The sequence below is a fragment of the Falsirhodobacter sp. 20TX0035 genome (assembly GCF_028307215.1).
Classification (GTDB): Bacteria; Pseudomonadota; Alphaproteobacteria; order Rhodobacterales; family Rhodobacteraceae; genus Falsirhodobacter.
Map to the genome: position 1 here is coordinate 1 of NZ_JAQMHV010000014.1, position 19,519 is coordinate 19,519.

A 19,519-nucleotide genomic window follows, 5' to 3' on the forward strand; every position below is an offset into this window, starting at 1 on the left:
GAAGGTTCGTCATGGCTCAGGCCCCATAGGTGGCGGCGTAGCGGATCAGGTCCGCGCGCAAGTTGTTCATGGCCGCGGTGCCGTCGAAGATGTCGCCTTGGATCAGCGCAAAATCGAGGATGGAGCCGCTGAAGGGCTGGTTCCCCTGCCCTTGGCCGACGGTCCACTGCCAGACGGTACCTCCGGTCGCCAGAAGTTCGCTCCACCGGCCATAGGTCACGCTGGTGGGCGCCTCTGCCCCGTGCGCGCCGGACACCGCCCCGGTGGTGAAGTCGAAGGACACGAAGCCCACGTCCCGGGTGTTGAGGGCCGGGGCATTGGGATAGGTCAGCAGCGCGTTGATGGCCGGGTTGATCAGCACCCCGCGCACCTGCGAGGCGCCTGCGGTGCTGCGGGCGACGTGGAACACGCGGGCGCCGTCCCCTTCGGCTACGGACGGATCGGAGTTCCGCAGGCTGATACCCCAGTCCTCGGTGTCGATGGCTGCCGCCTTGCGGACGCTGAACATCGTCCACCGGCCGGTCAGCTTGGCGGTGTCGAAACCGAGGACCGGCTGGCCCTGCGTTCCGGCGAAGCTGGCCGCCTCGTAGCCCCCATCCGCGACCCACGGCTGCACGCCGGTGCCGTCGAGGGTCAGCGTCCCGATGCGCGGGGCGATCCGGGTGCGTCCGGTTGTGGCGTCGGCCGTGGCCTGCCCCTTGGTCAGGGTCCACCAGTTCTTCAGAGCCGGATACTTGGCGAAGACCTCCTCCCAGACGAAGGCGTCGGTGATCGGGCGGGCGATTATGCCGGGAAGCGTGGCGATGGGCATGGTTCAGCGCCTCCTCAGCGCACAACAGGGGCGCGGCCGGAGCGCGCGTAACGGTAGTGGGTGGCGCCGTTGACGACGCGGCTGGCTTGCGACCACTGGTCGGTGAGAGACCCGCGGTTGGCCGTGAAGCCGTCGCCCCGGTCGCCGGTCTGGCCCCAGGCATAGCGGACCGTCAAATCGCCCAAAGGTTCGGCCGTCATGGTGATCAGAACGCTCGTGCCGGTAACGGCGACACTCTCGATCGTCGCGCCGTTCGTAACGCCGGCCACGGTAAAGCCGTGATTGGCCGGATCGCGCAGGATCAGGTTGCTCAGGGCCGTGAAGGGCGCGGTGATGACGCGCCCGGCGATGCTGCATTGCGCGTCGATGCAGGGGCCATACCACGAGCGCCGTGCCAACCGCTCGGAGACGGCAATTGCCTCCAGCTCGCTCAGCAGAAGGGCGGATTGCGCCGTCAGGGTGGCGGCGGTGCCCGGCTCCAGAGGATACGGGTAGCGCGGCCCGGCGATGACGAAGGCCAACGAGAAGTGCGCGAAGTCCAGTTCCCCCTCGGCCAGAATGACCTCCGACGTTCCGTCCGTGCGCGTCCCGGCCGACTGCGACACCACCACCATCGGCAGCGGCGCCTGCCCTGCGGCTTCGGCCACCTCCATCCGCAGGCCGTTCGCGACAGCGGCATAGTGCAAATCCGCCGTGGCCTTGGGTGTGGCCGGCGCGCCTTCCAGCAGCGCCAGCGAGATGCGGTCGATGAACAGTTCCTTCCCCCACGGCGCGAGGGCGGCCTTTGCAGCGGCGATGCGCTGGATCAGCGCGGTACGGGCCGGGGCACCGGGCAGCGCGTCCGCTTCCACGGTCGACGACAGCACCTGCGTCAACGCCACGACCGTCGGCAGCCCGCGATAGATCGCCCGTTCTCCGGTCAGATGCGCGACCGCCTGCGCCGTGGCCGCCAGACCGTCCTTGGGGGCCAGCAGGGTCTCGTTCACGACGTGATACGGGAAATCATCCGGCAGCGCGCGGATCACGCCAGCCGACCCGCCCCCGAACGACACGATGCCAAGCGCCGGGTTCTGGGTCTGGGCGAGTGTGATGGTTCCTCGCTTCTCGAAGCCCCAGACGTTGCCGTCCCATTGCGTGGACAGGTAGCGGAAGACCTCGCCGCCGGCGTCCGTCGTCTTGATGCTGTTCCACGCCTCGCCCACGTTGTCAGGGTCGGCGAACTCGACGGCCGATCCGCCGCCACCCCCGCCGCCGGTGTCCTCAAGGCCGAGGATGTCTTCGGCGAGGAAAGTCCCGCGCAGAACCCCGTCCTGGCGCATCGTCAGCGCCGGCCCGTTCGCGGCTTCCACCAGAACGATGGAGTCGCTGGGCTTGGCCACCTCCGGCGGCTCCGGGGCCGCCAGTTCCTCCAGCTTCGGCACAAGACCCTTCACGTCGTCGGGGAGGAAGTTGCCGCGCGTGGTGCCGTCCTTCAGCGTGACGAGCGCCGGGCCGTTCGGGGCCGCCACGATGACCACGCTGTCGCCGGGGGCCGCGATGTTGCGAAGATCGAGGACATCCTGCGCGATGGCGGCCACCTCCGCCTTGTTGGCCTTCGCTGCCAGCGCGCCCTGGCCGATATAGGCCCACGCCGTCCCGCTGTAGCTGTAGTAGCCGCCCCCGCTGGCCTCGGGTGCCGTCACGAAGCCGATGTCGTTGACGACCGCCCCTTGCACCTCGTCCAGCTTTGCCTTCGTCGCAACGGTGTATTTGGCGGGCAGCACATTTTCGGCAGCCGCCGCAGCAGCTTCAGCTCGGGCGGTGCTTGCGATCCCCTCGTTCACCTTTGCGGCGACAGCCTCTTGGAGCAGCGTGATCGCATCGGGCGACAGGGAAGCGACATCCGCCAGGAACTTGCGGATCGATGGGCGTGAGTGGCCTTCGGCGTCCTGCCACTCCTCCGCCTCGCCGCCGTTGGCAAAGGCGTCGAACCGCTCTTCGTTTGTAAAGAAGCGCCGGACGGCCTCATCAATGGGAAGCTTTGCCATTTCTACCTCATGCCGCAGCGCTAAGCGTTTCGGAAAGCCGACGCATCGTGGCGTCGAACAGATCTTCGATGGTCAGGAAGGTGTCGCCCGGCAGCCCGGCCACAGTGCGATACCGCACGATCGGGGTCGGCTCGATTTCGATGCTGATGGTGCCAATCACCACGTCGTCCGCGCCATTCACCCTCACTCGGAAGGACATGACGACGCCAGCAAACCAGTAGACGAGGCCATCCTGAAGGGTGACGCGGAAGAACGCCGGTGATCGACGCTCCTTAGCCGCCTCAACTGCGTCCTGCCCTGCGTCCGATGGGTCAAGCGCCAGCGTCGGTGACACCGCGCCGTTGTTGAAGGCGCCTTTGCGCTTGTCGGTGCCGCGCCGATCTAGCGCCTGATGGGTGACAGTGGAAAACTCGCGCCCAAAGCTCCCGATGTTGGTCACCTCGCCGATGGTGACGGGCTGTAAGGCACCAAATCCATCCGCATCATAGGACGCAGGCGCAGCAAGGCTGATCGCCAGCGAGACGCCGGCGCCGGTTTGCGCTGTCATAGTGGTGATCCTTGGAGATTTAGCCGACGACCATGAACATGACGCGGCCAGATGCGAAGTTGTTCGCGCTCGTCCGAAGCGTCAAGGTGAACTCGGTGGCGGTTTTACCCTTGCCGTCCTGTAGGGCAACAAGCGAGAACGCATTGTCCGTCCTCTGACCGCTTACTGCTACAGCGTAATTCGCGCTTGGCATCGCCTTGGCCAGAGTGATGCGGTACCCCCCACCATCCGTCACGATGGAGGCCACGTTTCCCGATCCGTTGATGGTGATCGCCCCGTCTGCTTCCGCAGTAAAATCGCCCCACGCCCGCACCGCATAGATCGGGGCCATGCCCTCGGCGTTCACCGCCTGACGTGTGGCCGCCGGCGTCATGATCTTCGTGGTCAGCGTTCCTGCCGCCGCTTCCGCGGGCGTGGGTCGCTGGCCGCCGAACCAGTCCTGTGTGCGCAAAGGCGTCATAAGTACGTCATTGGCATCGGCAGCGGCCGCCTGTGTCGAGGACGCCAACCTCGTGGTAAACCACGCCGCGATCAGCTTCGCGAACTGCTGCGCCCCGCGTAGAGGCGACAGGACCTTCGTTGTCGCGGCTCCCGCCTCGGCTTCTGCTTGGGTGGCATAATCCATCCCCAGCGACGCGCGCGCTTGCTGGGCATTCGTCGCCTTGAAGAAGGTGTAGACGTAGCTGGACATGTCGCCGAGCTGGAGTTGGTTCAGTTCCACCGCGAAGTTGTTGATCCCCGCCATGGTCGCAGGCATCGCTCCCACGAAAGCCTCGGCCCGGTTGTTGAAGGACGCTGGGTCCGCCAATGTGGGCGGTACGGGAAGCGGAGGGATACTGGAGAATGCCATCAGACAAGTCCTTCGATCTCAAGGGTGGCGAAGCTGGACCCATGGGTCAGCGGAATGTCGAAGTCCGAGAAGAAGCCGAAGACCGTGGCGCCCAGATCGGTTGCCGTCTCGTCAACGAAGTAGACGGCCGCCGTGGCCCGCAGGCGGGACAGCAGCGTCTTGACGCGTCGGGCATCCGTGGGCGGCATCTCGAACTGGAACGTGGTCGTGTCGGCGAAGGCGCGCTGCACGATGACGGGGTTGCCCCACTCGTCGCGCTCCTTGATTGAGTAATCCGTGATGCCGATCGAGGTGCCTTCGAGGCTGGTGCCCAGACGGTTGACCCGCCCTACGACGATCTCCGAGATGCTGGTAAACGCTCCGACCGACTGCAGCGTGATGGCGATCTGGGAGCCCGCCAGTCCTGGAAGGCCCGTCAGGATCATCTGGGTGTCGTATTCCGGCTCGTAGGTGAAGAAGGAATACCAGTCGACGATGGCAGATGTGTCGAGGATCTGGAACGTCTGGTCATAGAGGGTCGAGCCGGACGCTGTGATCTTCACGTTGACCGACGACGCTCCCACACCAAAGAGCGCCAGCCCGTCAGCGCGCGAAACCGGCGTGACGGTCCAGCTCATGTTCATCTGCCGGGTCACGGCGTCTGAGAGCTTGGCGTCGAAGGGCTTGTATCGATCCGTCGCCCCCACCAGCACCCACCATGTTCCGTCGTCGGTGGTGGGGCTGTGTCCGGTGTTCGCTGCTTGAACCGATTGCCAAACCTGGTGGGAGGCCGCCGTGATCACCCGCGCGCCCGACGCGTATGTGGTGCCGTTCGCCCAGGCTGGGTAATCGTCCTCCGGCACGTTCGTGGTCAGCGAGGCGATGGGATCGGGAACGATGACCTTCATGCGGCAGTCCCCGTTGCGGCTTGCTCGGGCGGTTGCCCGATGGTGTCCCACTTCTTCGCGATCTTGGCGGACTTCGACGTGTCCGAACGGATCGCCATCAGCAGCTGCCGGTTCTCCTCGCGAAGCGACCGGACTTCTGCCACCAGATCCGCCGATGCCGATGCGTCGACCGGCGAGGCGGCCGTGTAGATCGTCGCCGGGCCCGCAGCGGCCATTCCCGGGGTAGCATCGGTCACCAGACGGGCCTGCGTCACCTCGGGCTGGGTGATGCGGCTGGCGGACATGAAATCGCCGCTGGCGTAGGTGCGGTTGGATGCTCCCTGCCCGTTCTCGGCCAGATACGCTTGCCGCAGCGCTTCAATCGATGCGGCCAGGGTGCCGATGCTCGTGCCGATGGCCGAAGGCGACAGGGCGATGATGGCTCCCTGCACCGACGTCATGGTGCCGCTCAGCATCGCCAAGGTGGAGCCCAGGTCCATCAGATCGGTGCCATTGAGGTAGTCGCGGATCGCCGTCAGGGCGTCCAACTGATCCTCATAGAGCTTGGCCAGCTTCTCCTCGGTGCTACCCTGCCCTTCGGCGTAGTCCGCTGCCTGACGCACCCCCGCCACCACCTGCGCCGCCATCATCGCGTAGTCGATCTGCGACGACGACGCTTGGCGGTATCCGGCGAGCAGAGTGGAGGCCGAACCGGTCAGCCCCTGCGCGGCCTCGTTGTCGCCGGCAAGTGCCCGCGCCAGCTGCGTGTCGAACTGCGACCGCTGCCCCACAAGCGCCTGCGCGGCCGACACATAGGCCAACTGGCTGCTGTTCAGATCGTGCAGGAAGCTGCGCAGGCTTTCTGCGGTCCGATACCATAGCGCCGACGACTGCGCGTGCGTCTGCGCCGCCTGCTGTGCTCCGTCCATGGCCGCCGTCAGATCCGTCGCGATGGTGCCGGCGATCTTGGCCATCTCCTCGGTGAAGCTGCCGATTGCCGGAAGGACGGTATCCATTCCCGCGGCCAGCTGGATCAGGGCGGCATAAGCCTCCCGGCCCTTCTCCGTCGTCAGGTCCTGCGCCTCGATCATCGCCATGTAGGCGTCCCGCGTCCGCGGCATCGCGATGTCGAGCTTGTCCAGCTGCTCGGTCATCTGCCGCTGAAGGGTCAGGCGCCGCTGCTCCTCCGAATAGAAGGCGTTGTAATAGGTCTGGGTGGCTGTCCCCATTGCATCCAGGCCGCCGAACAGTTCGGCCAGAGCTGATGCCATATCCGCGCCCGCGAGACCGGTGGCGCTGAAGCTGTGCCCGAGCGTGTCCATGATGCTGGTCACACCAACGAGGGACTGGGAAAGGCGGGTAAGCGTGTCGAGCGCCTCCTCCCCGCTCTTGGCGTACTTGTCGATGCCGGCGATCATGTCCGCCATGGCGTGACCAGCATCCTCAAGCTTCGCCTGAAACTTCTCGGCGATCTCCTCAGACGACTTGTCGTCGGTCGAGAAGCGGAACTTGTAGATGAAATCGTCGAACGTGTTCCCGGCGAGGCCCAGCGTGTCGGCCATGCCCACGACGCTCTTGCGCAGCTCGGCGAAGCTCTGGGACAGCGTGTCCTGCGTGGCCTTATCCAGCGCTTGCCGTTCCGTGCTGTCGCTGCCGAACACGCCGCCCTTGTAGTCCTGATAGGTGCTGCCGCTGAACCCGTCCGTCCCGTAGAACTTCCCTTCGATGCCGGCGCCCGCCAGCCGCTTGCCGAACAGCCGGTTGGTCAGGCCGCCCAAGGCACCACCCACAAGCCCACCCAGAGGTCCGCCGATCAGCGCGCCGAGGCCAGCGCCGATCATCGACGTGGTGGATCCGCCCAGACCGGCGATCTTGTAGTCGCCCGCCAGTAGGCCGCCGATGGCCGTGCCCGCGATGGCTGGGCCAAGGTAGGCGCCGATCTGCATGCCCAGGCCGTTGAAGCCCGCGGCGTTGGCGCTCAGGCTCGTGGAATAGGACTGGAAGCCCTGCATGATGCCGCCGCTGGTCGCGCTGGAAAGGGCCGCTTGCAGGGGTGCCGTGATGCCCGACAGGATGGAGGAGCCGAAGCCGGTGATCTTGCCCAGCAGCCCGGCACCTTGCATCAGGCCACCGAGCCCACCGCCACCGGTAGCCGCCGAAGCCGCACCCGCCACACCCCCAGTCCCGCCCATGCCAACGCCGATCACCAGCTTGTTCTGCGCTGCCAAGCGGATCATGCTGACCAGCATCGTCCGGAAGCCGCCGATCATCGCAGACTTGAACGATGCGAAATCAGCCGCCCCACGCTCCAAGAAGTCCCAGAACGAGTTAGACAGCTGCTCCATCAGCGGGTTGCCCTCACGTACCTCCTCGTTGATGAGGTTCTGCGCCCGGGCGAACTGCTCCGCCGTCAGCTTGCCGGCCGCCTGCAGCGACGTGATCTCGGCAAGCTGCTCGGCATATTTCTCCGTCGGCGTCTGGATGCGTTTTAGCCAGCTGTCTGTCAGAGACTGAAGCTCTTTCGTTTGCTTCATGGCAGAAGACGCGCCAGATTTAGCGGCCCTTCCGGCTACAGCCTGAGCTTCGGTTTCCGTGCGGATCAGGCCCAGCAGCTCCTGCCGGCGTTCGATCGACGCATTATCCAGCGCAAGCTGTGCATCCGCGATGACCGCAAGCTGTCCAGAAGCCACTTGGCGATCTCGGTTGGCCTGTGCCTCCAACCTGAGGCTCTCGATGGCGACTGCCGCGGACGCATCGGCCTTATTCCTCACCGCATCGAGTTGAACCTCCAGTAGGTGGACGCCCTGATCGAGGTTCGCCGAGAACCCGGCTGCCGTTGCAATGGCTTGAGCAAGACCACGCGCGGCATTCGCTGCATTGTCCAGTGCGCCAGCAGTTCCATTGCTGGTCGCTGTCATGCGCTCGCTCTCAGCTACCGCCTGCGTCAGGTTGCTTGCGAGAGCCTGGATGCTGGGCGGCATGCTTTCAACCGTGCCGTATGCCTGCTCTAGGAACGTGAGAAGATCGCGAGCCGCAGACGTGACTTGTTCGGGTCCCTTCGATTGACCCAGCCGGTCCACTCCCTGCCCTAGGGTCACCACCTGATCGGCGCTCAGCTTGGTCTCCCGCAGAAAGCCCCTCATCTCGTTGGTGAGCAGACCAAAGCCCCCGGCTTTCTCGATCAGGGCGTCCATTTCCTTCGCCATGGTGGAAAGGCCGGTCATGCTTTTCACGGTCTCGCGCAGAGACCTCAGCGCGGCTTGTTGGTCCAGTTCTGCCTGAAGGCGGAGAATGCCCCGCATGGCCTCCGCTTGCGATCCAAATTCCGCCGTCAGGTCAGCTACAGAAGCACGTGACTGATCGGCGGATGAAGAATATCGATCCACGGCGCCCGCCAAGTCGCCGAATAGATCGGAAGTTTTCTTGGCTTTATCGCCCATGTCGAAGAGCATCGGCGCGACAGCGGAACCCACTGCAATCAGGGTTGCGATACCAGCCACAGCGACCCCTAGCGGGCCCGACATCCCCAACACGCCGAGGGCTTGCGGAGCCTGCTGCCCGATTACCATCATGGCATTGGCGCCCATCGCGAGTTGAACCGCAGCGTCTTGGACTTGGTAGCCGACCTGCGTGAAGGTCTGCCCGAACGCACGAGACCCGCTGGAGGCTGACTTCTGTGCGCTTGAGAGCTGGTTGGTCGCGCGCACCAGCTGCTCAGTCGGTGCTACGTTCCCTTGATATTGTTGCCGCGCGACAGCCAGAACGCTGTTCGCCTCGGTGCGTGAGATAGCGCCAGCGCGCACCGCAGCATTCAGTTGCTCCTCTGCTGCTTCAAGTCGCATCGTAGCGGCATAGGCGGGGTCCAGCGATGCCTTCAGACTGTTCACAGCATCCCGATGCGCTTGTACCGCATTGGATACACCAAGGTAACGGTCCTGAGCTTGAGCCAAGACGCGGTTGGCCTGATCCTGTGTTGCCTCTCCGCGCTTCACCGCTGCCGTAAGTTCGTCTTGGATCTTTGCGTATCGCTGCGTTGAGGCGAAAAGCGGATCTAGGCTGGCCCGGATGTCGTCGAACGACCGCGCCGCCTGCTGGGCTGGCCGCTGCGCCTGCTCCAAAGCCTTCGCGATCGTGGATGAGTATCCAGCAAGCCCGCTAGACAGGTTGTTCAAAGCATCAGTGGCCTTGCGAACAGCCTCAACGACGCCCTTCTCACTTCGGCCGGCAGAAGCCGTGAGCTTGTCCAGATCGACGGCCGCTTTCGCGGCAGGTGCGCTGTCAATCGATAGGCTGAGGGCCGCGTCGGTCATGTGGCGCTTCCTTGATGAACGTGAAAAAGCCCCCTACCGTTAGTGGGGGGCTGGAGGAGTTTGCTTTGAAAGCGATTGTTGTTTTGGCGGCGCTGGCTTGGGCACATCCGGCATTAGCGGATGATCGCCAGTCTGAGATCATGGTCGAGTTGCTCAATCAGTATGCCGAACACGCGGGAAGTCTTGATGCCTGCGGTCAAGGGCCGGGAAAATCTGGCGTGTCTGATCTGTCTGATCGGATCGCTGAATGGCGCTTCCCGGGCCTATGGGCAGCATGGTTTGGAGGAAGATCCTCGTTCCGTGACGACCTTCAAGTTTCGTCTGATCTGTCGTTCAGTTTGGGCAGGCTTAACGGCTGCCCTTCCCCAATCTTCATTGGAACGACACGCATGCTTGTCGATACTATCGAGCAGACATTGGAAAGCGAGATGGACGGATAGCGGCCCCGTTACAGGGCCGCTTGTCGTCACACGACCAAACTGTCCCTATGCCGTCGAAGGGCATCCAGCATCTGCAACGCCGCCGGGCTGCGGAAGTCTCGGTTCGCCTCCAGCTTGCCGATCATGAAGCTCACATCGGCCGAGTTGGCCGAAGCCAGGAACCAGCTCCACTTGTCCTGATCCGTGGCGGTGATCATGCCGCCACCTCGACCATGGCCGCCATCTCGGCCCAGAGCTCCGGCATCACGCTGTCCGACAAGGCGAATGCTCCGAACGACGTGTAGGCGCAGATCTTCGCGGCCAGATCCTGCATGCTCTGGCAGGGCATCGCGATCATCTGGTTCTCGATCTCGATAGCCTCGGCCAATGCTGCGTCGGCCGTCTCCTCATCCAGGCCGCGTTCGTTCGAGTAGTCGTGTGCCTGCTTCCATTGCTGGAACATCGCCATGATGGGCGTCTCGCCCTGCGCTTGGGCGATGACCGGCACTGCGCCCGCCAGCAGCGCGGCCATGCCCGCGGCGGGGGCGCAGCGGATCAGGGAACGGCGGTTCATGCTGCACCCCCGATCAACCGGACTGTCGGGAAGATCAGTTTGGCCAGGAGCGACAGCCCCTTCGGCGTGATGCGGACTTGCTCGCTGATCTTCTCACTTCCGTCGGCCCGGATCACGGTCGTGCTCTTGTGTTCCAGAAGGCCCTGATTGCACTTGGTCTGATAGCCGAGCCAGTTGGAGGCGCCGGGGCGCTTGTAGGTCCAGCCATTGTGCGACAGCCAGTCGAACAGTTCCTTGGGCCGGATGCCGAGATTCTTCGCCGCCTCGGTCACGTTCAGCGATCCCTCAGCCTTCGTCAGGCGCTCGTGGGCAGCCACGTCCTCCTTCATGCCCTCGATCTGCGCGGCTTGCGCCTTCATCGTCGCGTCGGCCTCGATCAGAGCTGCCGCCATCAGTTGCGGCCCGGTTAGCGCCGCCGTGCGCGGCCCCTGCCCTTCGAGTTCAAGCCAGCGGTCAATGATCCGTTTGCGCAGCTTCACGTTGTAGCCAGCGACCAGCGTCAGCGTTAGGTCTTTGGGCAAATTGAAGCAGGGGTTCTGCTTGCCGTTGCTTGCGATGTAGTAGCCCGCAAAACTGCTGGCTACTTCGTCCAGCTGCTCCAGCATGACACGGATATCCCGAAGGACGTCTGCGTGGTTCTTTTCACAAAGCTCTGCGACCTCGCGAGACGACATCGTAAGAGGACCATTGAAATCTTCTGTGTTCACAAGCATATTCATGGCCGAAGCCCTTTCGTAGTTGGTTGGGTTCATCGAGGCCGTTGGGGTTGCAGCCCCGGCGGCCTTTCTCGTTTCAGGATGCCGCCTCAAGCTGCACTCCCTTGATCCGCATCGCCGTTTCGATGGCCGCGATGATCTCCGCGTTCATCGACCGATGGGACTTTTTCGCCTCGCTCTTGATCGTGTCGCGCCAACCTTCCGGCAGACGAACCACGAACTTGTTGAGGTCTTTAGACACAGGATTCTCCTTTGTGGCACCGTGCCACCTATACATGGCACCGAGCCACTAGTGCGTCAAGGGCTGATTTAAGGCACGGTGCCACCAGCACGGAGATTCGTAGATGTCAGTTCCCACCAACCGCGATAGCGACAAGTTCGTCCTCCGCCTCCCGGATGGGATGCGGGACAGGATCAAGGCTGCTGCTGAGGCTAACAGCCGCAGCATGAATGCAGAGGTCGTGGCGACGCTGGAGGAGAAGTATCCAGCGCCGGAGCCTGAAGATCTCGGCGAACGTCTCAAAAATCTAACGATAGAAATAGCAGAGATGCCCGACCCTGACGAACGGGCGGAAATGTGGGATTACCTTCGGGGAACCCTTCTTGAGATGGCTGACAACATACTGACGGCCAAACGGGCATCGGGAAACCTCACCACGGAAGAGGAGCAACGGCATATTGATCGACGAAAGAAGATCGCTGACTCGGACATATCTCATTTCGATTTAAGTAAGCTCAAACGGTGATGGTGCCGCCGGAGCGCGTTCAGCATCCGCAGGTTCGTAGAACGTTCGTGTGGGGACGAAAGGTACTCTCGCATGAAGATGAAGAAGAAGTCCGAGCTGCCAAGTAAGGTCTGCCCAGTCTGCGGACGACCGTTCACTTGGCGCAAGAAATGGGAACGCGACTGGGATCAGGTGGTCTACTGCTCCGAACGGTGCCGCCGGGAGGTGAAGGGCAAGCTGGCTAGCGGCAAATAGGCCTAACAAACCTGTGCCTAAATCCTATGGCTCCCCAAGCCCGCAGCACCTCGTTTCCCATCCTGCGGAAGATAACCCCAAGGTCGCCTTGTTAGCCCCGCCAGCGCGGGCGATACAAAAAGCCCCGCACTGGCGGGGCTTGGTACTCTCAGGTTTCAGGACTTGAGCCTGATCTACCCTCAGACGAGCGGAGGAGCGTAGACCGTAAAGCCCACGTCGTCATCGGTCCTCACGTGCTCCGGCCGGTCCTTGAGTTCGTCCTTCGTCCAACCGATGTGCGCATGGATGTCGCCACCCACACCGTCGTGTACGAACTGAAGCGCTTCGAAAGGAACGGCCACGTGCTTGGCGCCGATGCCCAGGAAGCCTCCGACATCGATCACCGCGGAACGGATCGTTTCGTCTGCCGACAGCAGCAGATCGCCGACAACGCCCACCTTCTCGTGTTCCGGACCATAAACGGAAACGCCCGTCAGGTTTTCGATCGTCAGTTCAGCGCCCGTCAGGATAACGTGTTCATGTGCCATGGGTTGTCTCCTTCTGGCGCACAAACAGCGATGGAAGTCATTGCGTTCCACGTTGCGTCGACATCTTTCAGTCGGGATCTTCTGGTGGGGGGGAACGTTCCCGTAGCCGCGTGCTCTGTAATGGTAGGCGGCGAAGCGATGTGTGCCCTCAACCTCGCCTCTCGCCTAAGCCGACTCGTGAACATCTATGGTGGGGGCTAATCTTGGACCGATCCAAGCGAGCCGGTTGCATCCTTCATATGTGTACTCTGATTGTCATCGGCCCCTCGATGGGACCGCTCTCTCACACCACCAAGCCATCCCGGTGCCGCCGTAGGGCATCCTACCGATCGCGGTTAGCGGAACGTTCCCGTAGACGGATCATGTGATTCTCGTCGAGCGTGCATATACATCGGCGGGAGGGATACATGGGCGAGCTTTTAGACCGGGAGTATCAGCTGCACCTGATGAGGCGCTTTGCCGAGTTTTACCCCCAGACCCCGATACTTCGCCGGGAATTTCCGGATCGGGACAACAAGTTCAACGTGAACGTCATGTATCTGACGGAGAATGGCCTGCTGAAATCCGAATGGATCGAGCCCTTGCATGGGGGCAAGCAGCCAACGACTGTCGAGATCACCGCACGTGGTCTAGACTTCCTTCAAGATGATGGGGGTCTTTCAACAATTCTAAACGTAATGACGGTGCGGCTTCATGACGACACAATCCGTCAACTTCTCATCGCCAAGGTCAATGCCTCCGATGCCGAGGCATCTGCCAAAGATCAGATGATCGCTGCGATCAAGGCGTTACCAGCTGCTTCGCTGACATCATTGGCGCAGAAGGCCATGGATGCTGGTCTGGAGAACCTGCCGGCAGCAATTGGACCACTTCGAGGATGGCTTGGCCTTTGATGAAGGCGATGTAGCTCAAGAGCGCTTGGCCGATCGGTCCATGCGGCCCCGAAAGATCAACCAACAACTGTTGCCCCTCGTGGAAATAGAACCCAGCTGCATGCTCTGGGGAAACTGCCAACCTGATCTTCGTGCTTTTCCCATCATCCGATAGGTCCGGCCACATCTCGTCGATTATCAGCATCATCGCCTCTTTTTCTGCTCCGCCATCAGCGCATCCAGCAGCTTGCCCAGATCCTGGCTCACCTGCGCCGCGCTCTCTTGCACCGGGGCATACGGCGCCGGCACCCGCTCTCCGTTGCTGTCCTGCACTTGCGCAAGATAGACGCGCGACAGGATCATCAGGGTGTCCGCCTCCCAAGGGGAAGGGCTGTATCCGGTGAGAGACGCCCAGGCTTGGATCTCCGTCCACGAGACAGGGGATGCTGACATCCCTCCGGACGCCAGCGGTCCGACCTGCAGCAGCCAGATCGCGATGTGATCGTCGAACCCCACGTCGGGCAGGTCGACGCCCTTCCCCGCCTTCTCCAGCTTCTGCCAGCGCGTGGGCTGGGGCGCCGGGGTCGATCCGTCCTTCTGCTTCGGAGGCTTGTCCTCGGGCGTCGACAGCCACGCGTGCTGCCGCGCCCACAGGATCAGGCGGGCTTGCCGTTCCCGAAGAAGTTTCCCCGGTTACCGATGAAGCGGTCGATCTGCTCCCGGATGAAGGGACGCTCGCGGTAGAGCATCGCCGCGTTCTCGCGGGTGAACTCCAGCGGCACGCCCTTGTAGACGATGCCTTGCCAGCCGAGGGTTAGACGGGCCAGCAGGTCGACCGAATGTGCCTCGGCGGCGGCGAGCGACTGGCGCTTTTTGCCGGCCTGCTTCTCGGCCAGATCGGACAGTGCAGCCCGGAATTCGCGGCTGTCGTTGCCCAGCAGGCGGATGGTGATCTCCTCGCCCGTGTCGGTCACTAGCGGCTCGCCGGTCACCGGGTGTTCCAGCTGCATGTCGGCGCCACGATCGGCCGCGGCGGTCAGGTCGAAATCTGCGAGATCCATGTGAATGTCCTTTGGTCTGGGGATGATCCGGGTTCATGAGGTGGGCGGCGCGCCCCGAACCACACGCGCCGCCCGTTCCCCGCTCAGGCGGCGGGGATCTTGACGATCGGGGTGCTGTCGACCTCGATCGTGCAGGCGGCGGTCACGACGTCGTCCACGCCGCCTACAGTCGGGCGGTAGGACATCACGAGACCGGCCAGCCAGTAGGCGGTGCCGTCCTGCAGCGTGACCTGGAAATAGGCGGGCTGATCGCTCTCCAGCGCCGTTTCCATGTCCTGCTGACCCTCGTCGGAGGGGTCCAGCGCCATGGTGGGCGACAGGGTGCCATTGTTGTAGCTGCCCTTGCGCTTGCCGGTGCCGCGCTCGGCCAGCGGGTTGTGAGTGACGAGGGCGAACTCCTTGCCGAACTCGCCGACGTTGGTGACTTCCCCGACGACCTTCGGCGTCAGGGCGGAATAGCCGGCTTCCGTGAAGGTCGCGGGCGCGGTCAGGCTGATCGCGAGGGACGCGCCAGCTGCGGTTTGCCATGCCATCAGCATGTCTCCTATGGATGTGAAAAGCGCCGCGCGGGCGCGGGGGTATCCGGAAGCCGGATGAGGTGTCGCCCGAAGGCGGAATGTCAGTAGGTCAGGGGCCCGTCGAACTCGACCAGCACGTCGCCGTCCAGATCCGTCACGGCCAGCACCTTGCCGGTGTAGGTCACGCCGTCAGCCAGAGTGAAGGCCAGCTTGCTGCCCTTGCGGGGAGCCTCGCCCTTGAGGCGCGCGTGCGGCTTCATCTCGTTGCCGACCCGCATCGGGATCAGCTTCACGCCGGTCATGGGCGCAGCATCGGCCTTCACTTCGGTCTTGGTGTCGTCCTTCGCAGCCATGGGGGCTCTCCTGTCAAAGGGATGTTTCGTAGCGGACCTGCACGGTTTGGTGCCACCAGCCGCCGTCCTGATAGGCGCCGGTGACGGACGCCTTCTCCCGGACCCGGACGCTCTGCCCGTCGTATTCCAGCAGCAAGTCGGCCGGGAATGCTGTCGCGATCTGAGCGGCGGCCTCACGCCACACTTCCCGCTCCTGCTTGTCGCTCATCGGGATGGAGAGGCGCAGGAGGAGCGAGCCGCGGAGCCGATGCGGATCTGAAGCGCGCAAGGATCGCCGTTCCGCGGGGGTCATCACCTCGGACACTGCAAGGAACGTGCCGGTGGGCTCGAAAGCCTCCCCCGGCCAGGCCACGGGAATATCGCCGGCGGCGACTTCAATCTGCCGCTTCAGCGCGAGCCAGATTTTCGTCGCGGCGGTCGGTTCAGCCATGCTATGCACTCTCCATGTCGAAACCGCCCATGACGGATCAGGAAATCTACGAAGCCCTGCATGACGCCCTGAGGCCCTTCTTCGGGCGGTCGGGGGCCACTCCGCATGGGGACACGGTGATCAAGGCGACGATCAAGGCGCTCAGCGGCATGCAGATCGGCCTGCTGATGATCGAGGCTAAGGGCGAGCAAACGCCCCCGCCACCTGCCCTTGAAGCCTGACGGCCTCCTCGGCCACGATGCGTTGCCACTGCTGGGCCACGCCCTCGATGAAGTGGTAGCCTTCCTGGTTGTAGCTGCGGCCTTTGCTGTCCTCACCCACGAAGCCGTTGTTCAGGCGCCGGGCATAGGCGGCTTGGAAGCCCAAGTAGACCGTCTGACCAAGCTCGGCGGTCCCGATGGTCAGGGCGATCTCGCCGGACTGGTCGCTGAAGTCCTTGGCCGTGCTCACCGTCGGGAGTGCCGTGGTGGACGCCAGCAGGGAGCGTCGCAGGTTGCCGGTCTTGATCGGCAACCGGCCGCCTTCATTAACCGTCTGCCGCACCTCGTTCGCCACCCGCTGCGCGCTGGACCGGAACACGGCCGTCTGGCGCTGCTTCGTGGCGGCCGCCCAAGCGGAGATCGTTGCTGCGAAGCCCGTGGCCATCAGGTCAGTCCCCAGCTGTAGTCCACGTTCAGTTCAAGGTCACATGTGCAGCGCGCGCAATGACGGGCGCCGCCGGCCGGATCGAGCGGGTGCATCATCCGCGTGCCGTCCGGCAGGATGAAGGGCTCCGTCAGCCCCTGCACGGTCTTCCCGTTCATCTGGATGTGCAGCAGCCGCGGCTCCAGCCCGCCGCCGCCATGACGCCACTTCCGGATTACTGCCTGCTCGGGATAGCCGGTCTTGCCCAGCCCCTGCCGGAAGCTCTCCTGGCGCGCCGCCATGACGGCCATACCCGTTTCCGTGCGGGCGATGGTCTCCGCGCGCAAGGACAGCAGCCGGTCGCTGTAGCGGCCCGTGATCTTGGCCACGTCATCCTGCGAGAGCTTCTTGCCGTCGCGGATCGCCTTAGAGATGGCGCGGTCGAAGCGCTTGTCGCGGCGGGTCATCTCCAGGACCTTCGCCATTTCGGCAGGATCACCGGACAACAGCCGGGCGCGCATGGAGGCGACGTAGCCCTCCTGTGGTCCCGACAGGCCGATGATGCCCCCGGTGCGTTGGTTCTGCCCCTTCCCCACCCGGCCCGCGAGATCCAAGGCGATGCGGTTCGGGTGCCGTCCCTGCTGGAACCCCGACAAGATCGCGGAGCGTGCCGCTTGGCGGTCCGTCTCGATGATGTTGGTCACCCGATCGGCGGTCACCTGACGGATGACCCGCTGCGCCGCTGGATCGGCCACATCGAAGCGGAAGACCACGCGTTGCCCGGGCGGCTGGGGAATGTTCGACGACTGGAGCATGCCCGCCGCCGTGAATGTCTCGTTCAGCACCATCCGGAAGCTGGCATAGGCAGCAGGATCAAGGTTCAGCGCCTCAATGGCCCCGTCCAGATCCTGCCGCTCCAGCCGCTCGACCAGGAGGCGGATCTGCACCCCGTTGCGCAGGTCGGCGATGGCGGCTTCGAACGCCTCCCGCACCCGCGGCTCCAGTTTGGCAAGAAGTTCGGCGAATTGCGCCAGCAGCGATGCCATCAGCCCCTCACGATCAGTCGCAGGACAGCTGCCTGCCCTGCGGCCGGGATCGGCGTCACACGCACGATGGCCGCGCGCTTGCCGTCGATGATGATCGTATCCGTGACGTCCACGCCCATCGCCGGCGGCACGCACAGCACCTCAAGGTCGGAGGCCAGCACCGCGGTACCGTCGACGAAGGCCGCCGATACACCTTTCACGGTGGCGGTCAGGCCCTCGGTCTGCACGGTGAGCTGCACAGGCACCCACGGCTTTGCGGGGTCCACCTGCCCCGGCACCTCGCGCGACAGGACGACGACGCCCTGCTGCGCGCCGGTCAGCAGGCGCTTGGCTGTGGCGGCTGCGCGGGCGTAGTCCATCAGACCACCCACCCGCCGATCATGCGGACGTTGTCGGGGCGCAGGAACGGCGCCAGCAGTCCGTCCAGACCCGGCACCAGTGGCGCAGCCGAAGCCGCATTAGCGGGGGGCTGGAAAAACTCTTCTTCGATCACGTCCACCTTGGATCGCTTCACGATCGGCGCCGTCGGGTCGACCGTGCGGGACAGGCTGAACCCCTGCCCCTCGGCCAGCGCGGCCCGGTAGGACGCCTGCACGACGGCCAGCGGCACCGCGTTGTCGGGCAGAGGCCGCCCGTTCACGACGACGCTGGAGCGCGGCCACTGGTTGGGCTGGTCCACGGCCGTCGTCACACCCTTGAAGCGGGCCCCGAATGTGGCGTCGATGTGGGCGCTGCCCCGCGCGCGCAGGACAGCCAAGCTGGGCGCCGACACGGGCAAGCTGATGCCTTGGCTGTCGAGCCATGCCGCAAAATCTTGATCCGTGCCATACATGCCGTCAGCCTTTCGCCGCAGCTTTCGCCTCGACCTTGAAGACGCCCGAGGCGACCGCAGCCTTGTAGCTGGCCGTCTCGACCGGCTCGCCTTCGCCCGTCGCGCCGGGCTCGATGGTCAGCGGCTTCACCTTGCCGTTGACCTTCACGTTGATGATGCGCACCGCGCGGGAGGTGTTGGTGATGCTCGCCATGGCTCAAATCCCATCCAGGTAGATCGCTTCCTTCGGAAGCAGGAAGTCGACACCGCCGATGCGGAACATGCCCGGCACGTCGAAGCGGAACGGGCCCGTCTGCCAGACCGGGAAGAAGCGGAATGGCATCGGCATGTTCAGCTTCACGACCTCTTCGCTGTTGCGATAGGCCATTGCCCGAGCCACGCCGCCGTCGCCGGCCGTTTCCAGCCCGCGGATCGCGCGGATGGTCAGCGGCTGACCCGTCTCCATCGTGTAGACGTTGTTCTCGCGCAGCCATTCGAGGATCGTCGTCTCGCGGTTGTCGCTGACGGTCGTAGTCCCGATGTAGTGCATGCGCGTCGGGGGCAGCAGCAGCGTGTCGGAGACGACCGTGGTGGCGGTGGCCGTGTAGACGCCGGTCAGCAGAGCGTTGACGTCGCCCATGATCTGGCCGGGGGTCTTGTCCTCCCATTCCGTGGAGGAACCGGCGCCGGTGGCGGCCGCGTCCTGCACGGTGACATCCGGGTTGTTGACCATGCCGGTCAGGCCCTTGGACGCATCACCCAGGAAGGCCACGCGATCGGTCATTTCCTCGGCGGCACGACGGGCGGCGATGCCCTTCTGCGCGTTGAGGTCGATGCCCAGCAGCTGCGCCTGACCCAGTTCGCTCAGGCTCCAGCCGTAGCCGATGCCGGCTTCATGGACCGTGGTTTCCATGCGACCGCGGGTCAGCTCCGCCTTCGGCACATCGTCCGAAGCGGCGTTGATCCAGTCGGCGGCGCCCACGCCGTCCAGCGAGAAGTAGGTCACGGACTTGACCCATTCGGGGCCGGTCGTGTCGACGGGCACCAGCCCGCGGTAACGGACGGCCGGATACTGGGTCCGGTAGACCGTCGCGTTGATGCGCGAGGCTTGGCTGACCGCGTAGGCCATCGCCACCTGTGCATCGAAGGTTTTCATCTGCATCGTCATTTCCTCTCA

At 64.1% G+C, this 19,519-nt stretch carries 27 protein-coding genes; 5 read left to right on the plus strand and 22 right to left on the minus strand.

Going from position 1 to position 19,519, the window contains the following annotated elements:
* Positions 1 to 16 precede the first annotated feature (16 nt).
* Genes PIJ50_RS13480 through PIJ50_RS13505 form a run of 6 tightly spaced genes read right to left on the minus strand, consistent with a single transcriptional unit; the run spans position 17 to position 9,411 of the window.
* Entirely contained in the window at positions 17 to 811 is a 795-nt protein-coding gene (locus tag PIJ50_RS13480; protein ID WP_271975953.1) for a hypothetical protein, read from the minus strand.
* 14 nt (positions 812 to 825) lie between these two features.
* Positions 826 to 2,838 (minus strand): hypothetical protein, encoded by a 2,013-nt coding sequence (locus PIJ50_RS13485; protein ID WP_271975954.1) that lies wholly within the window; start codon positions 2,836 to 2,838, stop codon positions 826 to 828.
* Positions 2,839 to 2,845: 7 nt separating this feature from the next.
* Positions 2,846 to 3,385, minus strand: a complete 540-nt coding sequence (locus PIJ50_RS13490; protein WP_271975955.1) for a hypothetical protein — start codon at positions 3,383 to 3,385, stop codon at positions 2,846 to 2,848.
* Between the two features lie 19 nt (positions 3,386 to 3,404).
* Positions 3,405 to 4,235, minus strand: a complete 831-nt coding sequence (locus PIJ50_RS13495; protein WP_271975956.1) for a hypothetical protein — start codon at positions 4,233 to 4,235, stop codon at positions 3,405 to 3,407.
* Positions 4,235 to 5,122, minus strand: coding sequence for a hypothetical protein (locus PIJ50_RS13500; RefSeq protein ID WP_271975957.1), 888 nt, complete (start codon positions 5,120 to 5,122; stop codon positions 4,235 to 4,237). The genes PIJ50_RS13495 and PIJ50_RS13500 overlap by 1 nt, the downstream gene beginning before the upstream one ends.
* Positions 5,119 to 9,411 carry a hypothetical protein gene (locus PIJ50_RS13505; protein WP_271975958.1) on the minus strand — a complete coding sequence of 1,431 codons (4,293 nt, stop codon included), beginning with the start codon at positions 9,409 to 9,411 and terminating at the stop codon, positions 5,119 to 5,121. The genes PIJ50_RS13500 and PIJ50_RS13505 overlap by 4 nt, the downstream gene beginning before the upstream one ends.
* Before the next feature lie 65 nt (positions 9,412 to 9,476).
* On the opposite strand from PIJ50_RS13505, the gene PIJ50_RS13510 reads away from it, so the two are divergent.
* On the plus strand, positions 9,477 to 9,851 hold the full coding sequence (locus PIJ50_RS13510; RefSeq protein WP_271975959.1) for a hypothetical protein: 375 nt from the start codon (positions 9,477 to 9,479) through the stop codon (positions 9,849 to 9,851).
* 26 nt (positions 9,852 to 9,877) lie between these two features.
* Here PIJ50_RS13510 and PIJ50_RS13515 read toward each other — a convergent pair whose 3' ends face one another.
* The 4 genes from PIJ50_RS13515 to PIJ50_RS13530 are packed head-to-tail and all read right to left on the minus strand — an operon-like array spanning position 9,878 to position 11,361.
* Positions 9,878 to 10,048, minus strand: coding sequence for a hypothetical protein (locus PIJ50_RS13515; protein WP_271975960.1), 171 nt, complete (start codon positions 10,046 to 10,048; stop codon positions 9,878 to 9,880).
* On the minus strand, positions 10,045 to 10,404 hold the full coding sequence (locus PIJ50_RS13520) for a hypothetical protein (protein ID WP_271975961.1): 360 nt from the start codon (positions 10,402 to 10,404) through the stop codon (positions 10,045 to 10,047). The genes PIJ50_RS13515 and PIJ50_RS13520 overlap by 4 nt, the downstream gene beginning before the upstream one ends.
* Positions 10,401 to 11,156, minus strand: coding sequence for a phage antirepressor KilAC domain-containing protein (locus tag PIJ50_RS13525; RefSeq protein WP_334212731.1), 756 nt, complete (start codon positions 11,154 to 11,156; stop codon positions 10,401 to 10,403). The genes PIJ50_RS13520 and PIJ50_RS13525 overlap by 4 nt, the downstream gene beginning before the upstream one ends.
* 40 nt (positions 11,157 to 11,196) lie before the next feature.
* Positions 11,197 to 11,361: an Arc family DNA-binding protein gene (locus PIJ50_RS13530; protein WP_271975962.1), complete on the minus strand. Its 165-nt coding sequence runs from the start codon at positions 11,359 to 11,361 to the stop codon at positions 11,197 to 11,199.
* 103 nt (positions 11,362 to 11,464) lie between these two features.
* On the opposite strand from PIJ50_RS13530, the gene PIJ50_RS13535 reads away from it, so the two are divergent.
* Positions 11,465 to 11,866 (plus strand): Arc family DNA-binding protein, encoded by a 402-nt coding sequence (locus tag PIJ50_RS13535; protein ID WP_271975963.1) that lies wholly within the window; start codon positions 11,465 to 11,467, stop codon positions 11,864 to 11,866.
* A 72-nt stretch (positions 11,867 to 11,938) separates the two neighbouring features.
* Positions 11,939 to 12,100 (plus strand): DUF2256 domain-containing protein, encoded by a 162-nt coding sequence (locus tag PIJ50_RS13540; RefSeq protein WP_271975964.1) that lies wholly within the window; start codon positions 11,939 to 11,941, stop codon positions 12,098 to 12,100.
* Between the two features lie 179 nt (positions 12,101 to 12,279).
* On the opposite strand, the gene PIJ50_RS13545 is transcribed toward PIJ50_RS13540, so the two are convergent.
* On the minus strand, positions 12,280 to 12,627 hold the full coding sequence (locus PIJ50_RS13545) for a PRC-barrel domain-containing protein (protein WP_271975965.1): 348 nt from the start codon (positions 12,625 to 12,627) through the stop codon (positions 12,280 to 12,282).
* Between the two features lie 407 nt (positions 12,628 to 13,034).
* Between PIJ50_RS13545 and PIJ50_RS13550 the strand changes: the two genes are divergently transcribed.
* Entirely contained in the window at positions 13,035 to 13,520 is a 486-nt protein-coding gene (locus PIJ50_RS13550) for a hypothetical protein (protein WP_271975966.1), read from the plus strand.
* A gap of 183 nt (positions 13,521 to 13,703) precedes the next feature.
* Here the strand turns inward: PIJ50_RS13550 and PIJ50_RS16450 are convergent, their stop codons facing one another.
* From PIJ50_RS16450 to PIJ50_RS13575, 5 genes are all read right to left on the minus strand, one after another.
* Positions 13,704 to 13,952: a phage tail assembly chaperone gene (locus PIJ50_RS16450; RefSeq protein ID WP_442900743.1), complete on the minus strand. Its 249-nt coding sequence runs from the start codon at positions 13,950 to 13,952 to the stop codon at positions 13,704 to 13,706.
* 203 nt (positions 13,953 to 14,155) lie between these two features.
* Complete coding sequence (locus tag PIJ50_RS13560; protein ID WP_271975968.1) at positions 14,156 to 14,560, minus strand: hypothetical protein; 405 nt, start codon at positions 14,558 to 14,560, stop codon at positions 14,156 to 14,158.
* Between the two features lie 83 nt (positions 14,561 to 14,643).
* Positions 14,644 to 15,093: a phage tail protein gene (locus tag PIJ50_RS13565; protein ID WP_271975969.1), complete on the minus strand. Its 450-nt coding sequence runs from the start codon at positions 15,091 to 15,093 to the stop codon at positions 14,644 to 14,646.
* Positions 15,094 to 15,179: 86 nt separating this feature from the next.
* Positions 15,180 to 15,431, minus strand: a complete 252-nt coding sequence (locus tag PIJ50_RS13570; RefSeq protein WP_271975970.1) for a hypothetical protein — start codon at positions 15,429 to 15,431, stop codon at positions 15,180 to 15,182.
* A 13-nt stretch (positions 15,432 to 15,444) separates the two neighbouring features.
* Positions 15,445 to 15,861, minus strand: a complete 417-nt coding sequence (locus tag PIJ50_RS13575; RefSeq protein WP_271975971.1) for a phage tail terminator-like protein — start codon at positions 15,859 to 15,861, stop codon at positions 15,445 to 15,447.
* A gap of 14 nt (positions 15,862 to 15,875) precedes the next feature.
* Between PIJ50_RS13575 and PIJ50_RS13580 the strand changes: the two genes are divergently transcribed.
* On the plus strand, positions 15,876 to 16,082 hold the full coding sequence (locus PIJ50_RS13580) for a hypothetical protein (protein ID WP_271975972.1): 207 nt from the start codon (positions 15,876 to 15,878) through the stop codon (positions 16,080 to 16,082).
* On the opposite strand, the gene PIJ50_RS13585 is transcribed toward PIJ50_RS13580, so the two are convergent.
* From PIJ50_RS13585 to PIJ50_RS13610, 6 genes are read right to left on the minus strand one after another with little or no spacing between them, the layout of a single operon-like run.
* Positions 16,039 to 16,506 (minus strand): hypothetical protein, encoded by a 468-nt coding sequence (locus tag PIJ50_RS13585; protein WP_271975973.1) that lies wholly within the window; start codon positions 16,504 to 16,506, stop codon positions 16,039 to 16,041. The two genes, PIJ50_RS13580 and PIJ50_RS13585, sit on opposite strands and share 44 nt — an antisense overlap.
* A complete protein-coding gene (locus tag PIJ50_RS13590) occupies positions 16,506 to 17,531 on the minus strand; it encodes a putative phage head morphogenesis protein (RefSeq protein ID WP_271975974.1) in 1,026 nt (341 codons plus the stop codon). The genes PIJ50_RS13585 and PIJ50_RS13590 overlap by 1 nt, the downstream gene beginning before the upstream one ends.
* Positions 17,531 to 17,890, minus strand: coding sequence for a hypothetical protein (locus PIJ50_RS13595; protein ID WP_271975975.1), 360 nt, complete (start codon positions 17,888 to 17,890; stop codon positions 17,531 to 17,533). The genes PIJ50_RS13590 and PIJ50_RS13595 overlap by 1 nt, the downstream gene beginning before the upstream one ends.
* The gene (locus PIJ50_RS13600) at positions 17,890 to 18,363 is read right to left on the minus strand and encodes a DnaT-like ssDNA-binding protein (protein ID WP_271975976.1); all 474 of its coding nucleotides are present in this window, start codon (positions 18,361 to 18,363) and stop codon (positions 17,890 to 17,892) included. The genes PIJ50_RS13595 and PIJ50_RS13600 overlap by 1 nt, the downstream gene beginning before the upstream one ends.
* A 4-nt stretch (positions 18,364 to 18,367) precedes the next feature.
* Positions 18,368 to 18,556, minus strand: a complete 189-nt coding sequence (locus tag PIJ50_RS13605; RefSeq protein ID WP_271975977.1) for a hypothetical protein — start codon at positions 18,554 to 18,556, stop codon at positions 18,368 to 18,370.
* A 3-nt stretch (positions 18,557 to 18,559) separates the two neighbouring features.
* Positions 18,560 to 19,504 carry a DUF2184 domain-containing protein gene (locus PIJ50_RS13610; protein WP_271975978.1) on the minus strand — a complete coding sequence of 315 codons (945 nt, stop codon included), beginning with the start codon at positions 19,502 to 19,504 and terminating at the stop codon, positions 18,560 to 18,562.
* Positions 19,505 to 19,519 lie beyond the last annotated feature (15 nt).

Coding starts and splice junctions, on each gene's coding strand:
- PIJ50_RS13515 (WP_271975960.1), bottom strand. CDS start 10,048: ATGATCACCGCCACGGATCAGGACAAGTGGAGCTGGTTCCTGGCTTCG.
- PIJ50_RS13600 (WP_271975976.1), bottom strand. CDS start 18,363: ATGTATGGCACGGATCAAGATTTTGCGGCATGGCTCGACAGCCAAGGC.
- PIJ50_RS13490 (WP_271975955.1), bottom strand. CDS start 3,385: ATGACAGCGCAAACCGGCGCCGGCGTCTCGCTGGCGATCAGCCTTGCT.
- PIJ50_RS13590 (WP_271975974.1), bottom strand. CDS start 17,531: ATGGCATCGCTGCTGGCGCAATTCGCCGAACTTCTTGCCAAACTGGAG.
- PIJ50_RS13485 (WP_271975954.1), bottom strand. CDS start 2,838: ATGGCAAAGCTTCCCATTGATGAGGCCGTCCGGCGCTTCTTTACAAAC.
- PIJ50_RS13545 (WP_271975965.1), bottom strand. CDS start 12,627: ATGGCACATGAACACGTTATCCTGACGGGCGCTGAACTGACGATCGAA.
- PIJ50_RS13575 (WP_271975971.1), bottom strand. CDS start 15,861: ATGGCTGAACCGACCGCCGCGACGAAAATCTGGCTCGCGCTGAAGCGG.
- PIJ50_RS13505 (WP_271975958.1), bottom strand. CDS start 9,411: ATGACCGACGCGGCCCTCAGCCTATCGATTGACAGCGCACCTGCCGCG.
- PIJ50_RS13535 (WP_271975963.1), top strand. CDS start 11,465: ATGTCAGTTCCCACCAACCGCGATAGCGACAAGTTCGTCCTCCGCCTC.
- PIJ50_RS13585 (WP_271975973.1), bottom strand. CDS start 16,506: ATGGCCACGGGCTTCGCAGCAACGATCTCCGCTTGGGCGGCCGCCACG.
- PIJ50_RS13540 (WP_271975964.1), top strand. CDS start 11,939: ATGAAGATGAAGAAGAAGTCCGAGCTGCCAAGTAAGGTCTGCCCAGTC.
- PIJ50_RS13500 (WP_271975957.1), bottom strand. CDS start 5,122: ATGAAGGTCATCGTTCCCGATCCCATCGCCTCGCTGACCACGAACGTG.
- PIJ50_RS13520 (WP_271975961.1), bottom strand. CDS start 10,404: ATGAACCGCCGTTCCCTGATCCGCTGCGCCCCCGCCGCGGGCATGGCC.
- PIJ50_RS13565 (WP_271975969.1), bottom strand. CDS start 15,093: ATGGCATGGCAAACCGCAGCTGGCGCGTCCCTCGCGATCAGCCTGACC.
- PIJ50_RS13560 (WP_271975968.1), bottom strand. CDS start 14,560: ATGGATCTCGCAGATTTCGACCTGACCGCCGCGGCCGATCGTGGCGCC.
- PIJ50_RS13610 (WP_271975978.1), bottom strand. CDS start 19,504: ATGCAGATGAAAACCTTCGATGCACAGGTGGCGATGGCCTACGCGGTC.
- PIJ50_RS13595 (WP_271975975.1), bottom strand. CDS start 17,890: ATGGACTACGCCCGCGCAGCCGCCACAGCCAAGCGCCTGCTGACCGGC.
- PIJ50_RS16450 (WP_442900743.1), bottom strand. CDS start 13,952: ATGTCAGCATCCCCTGTCTCGTGGACGGAGATCCAAGCCTGGGCGTCT.
- PIJ50_RS13550 (WP_271975966.1), top strand. CDS start 13,035: ATGGGCGAGCTTTTAGACCGGGAGTATCAGCTGCACCTGATGAGGCGC.
- PIJ50_RS13525 (WP_334212731.1), bottom strand. CDS start 11,156: ATGAACCCAACCAACTACGAAAGGGCTTCGGCCATGAATATGCTTGTG.
- PIJ50_RS13580 (WP_271975972.1), top strand. CDS start 15,876: ATGTCGAAACCGCCCATGACGGATCAGGAAATCTACGAAGCCCTGCAT.
- PIJ50_RS13605 (WP_271975977.1), bottom strand. CDS start 18,556: ATGGCGAGCATCACCAACACCTCCCGCGCGGTGCGCATCATCAACGTG.
- PIJ50_RS13570 (WP_271975970.1), bottom strand. CDS start 15,431: ATGGCTGCGAAGGACGACACCAAGACCGAAGTGAAGGCCGATGCTGCG.
- PIJ50_RS13480 (WP_271975953.1), bottom strand. CDS start 811: ATGCCCATCGCCACGCTTCCCGGCATAATCGCCCGCCCGATCACCGAC.
- PIJ50_RS13495 (WP_271975956.1), bottom strand. CDS start 4,235: ATGGCATTCTCCAGTATCCCTCCGCTTCCCGTACCGCCCACATTGGCG.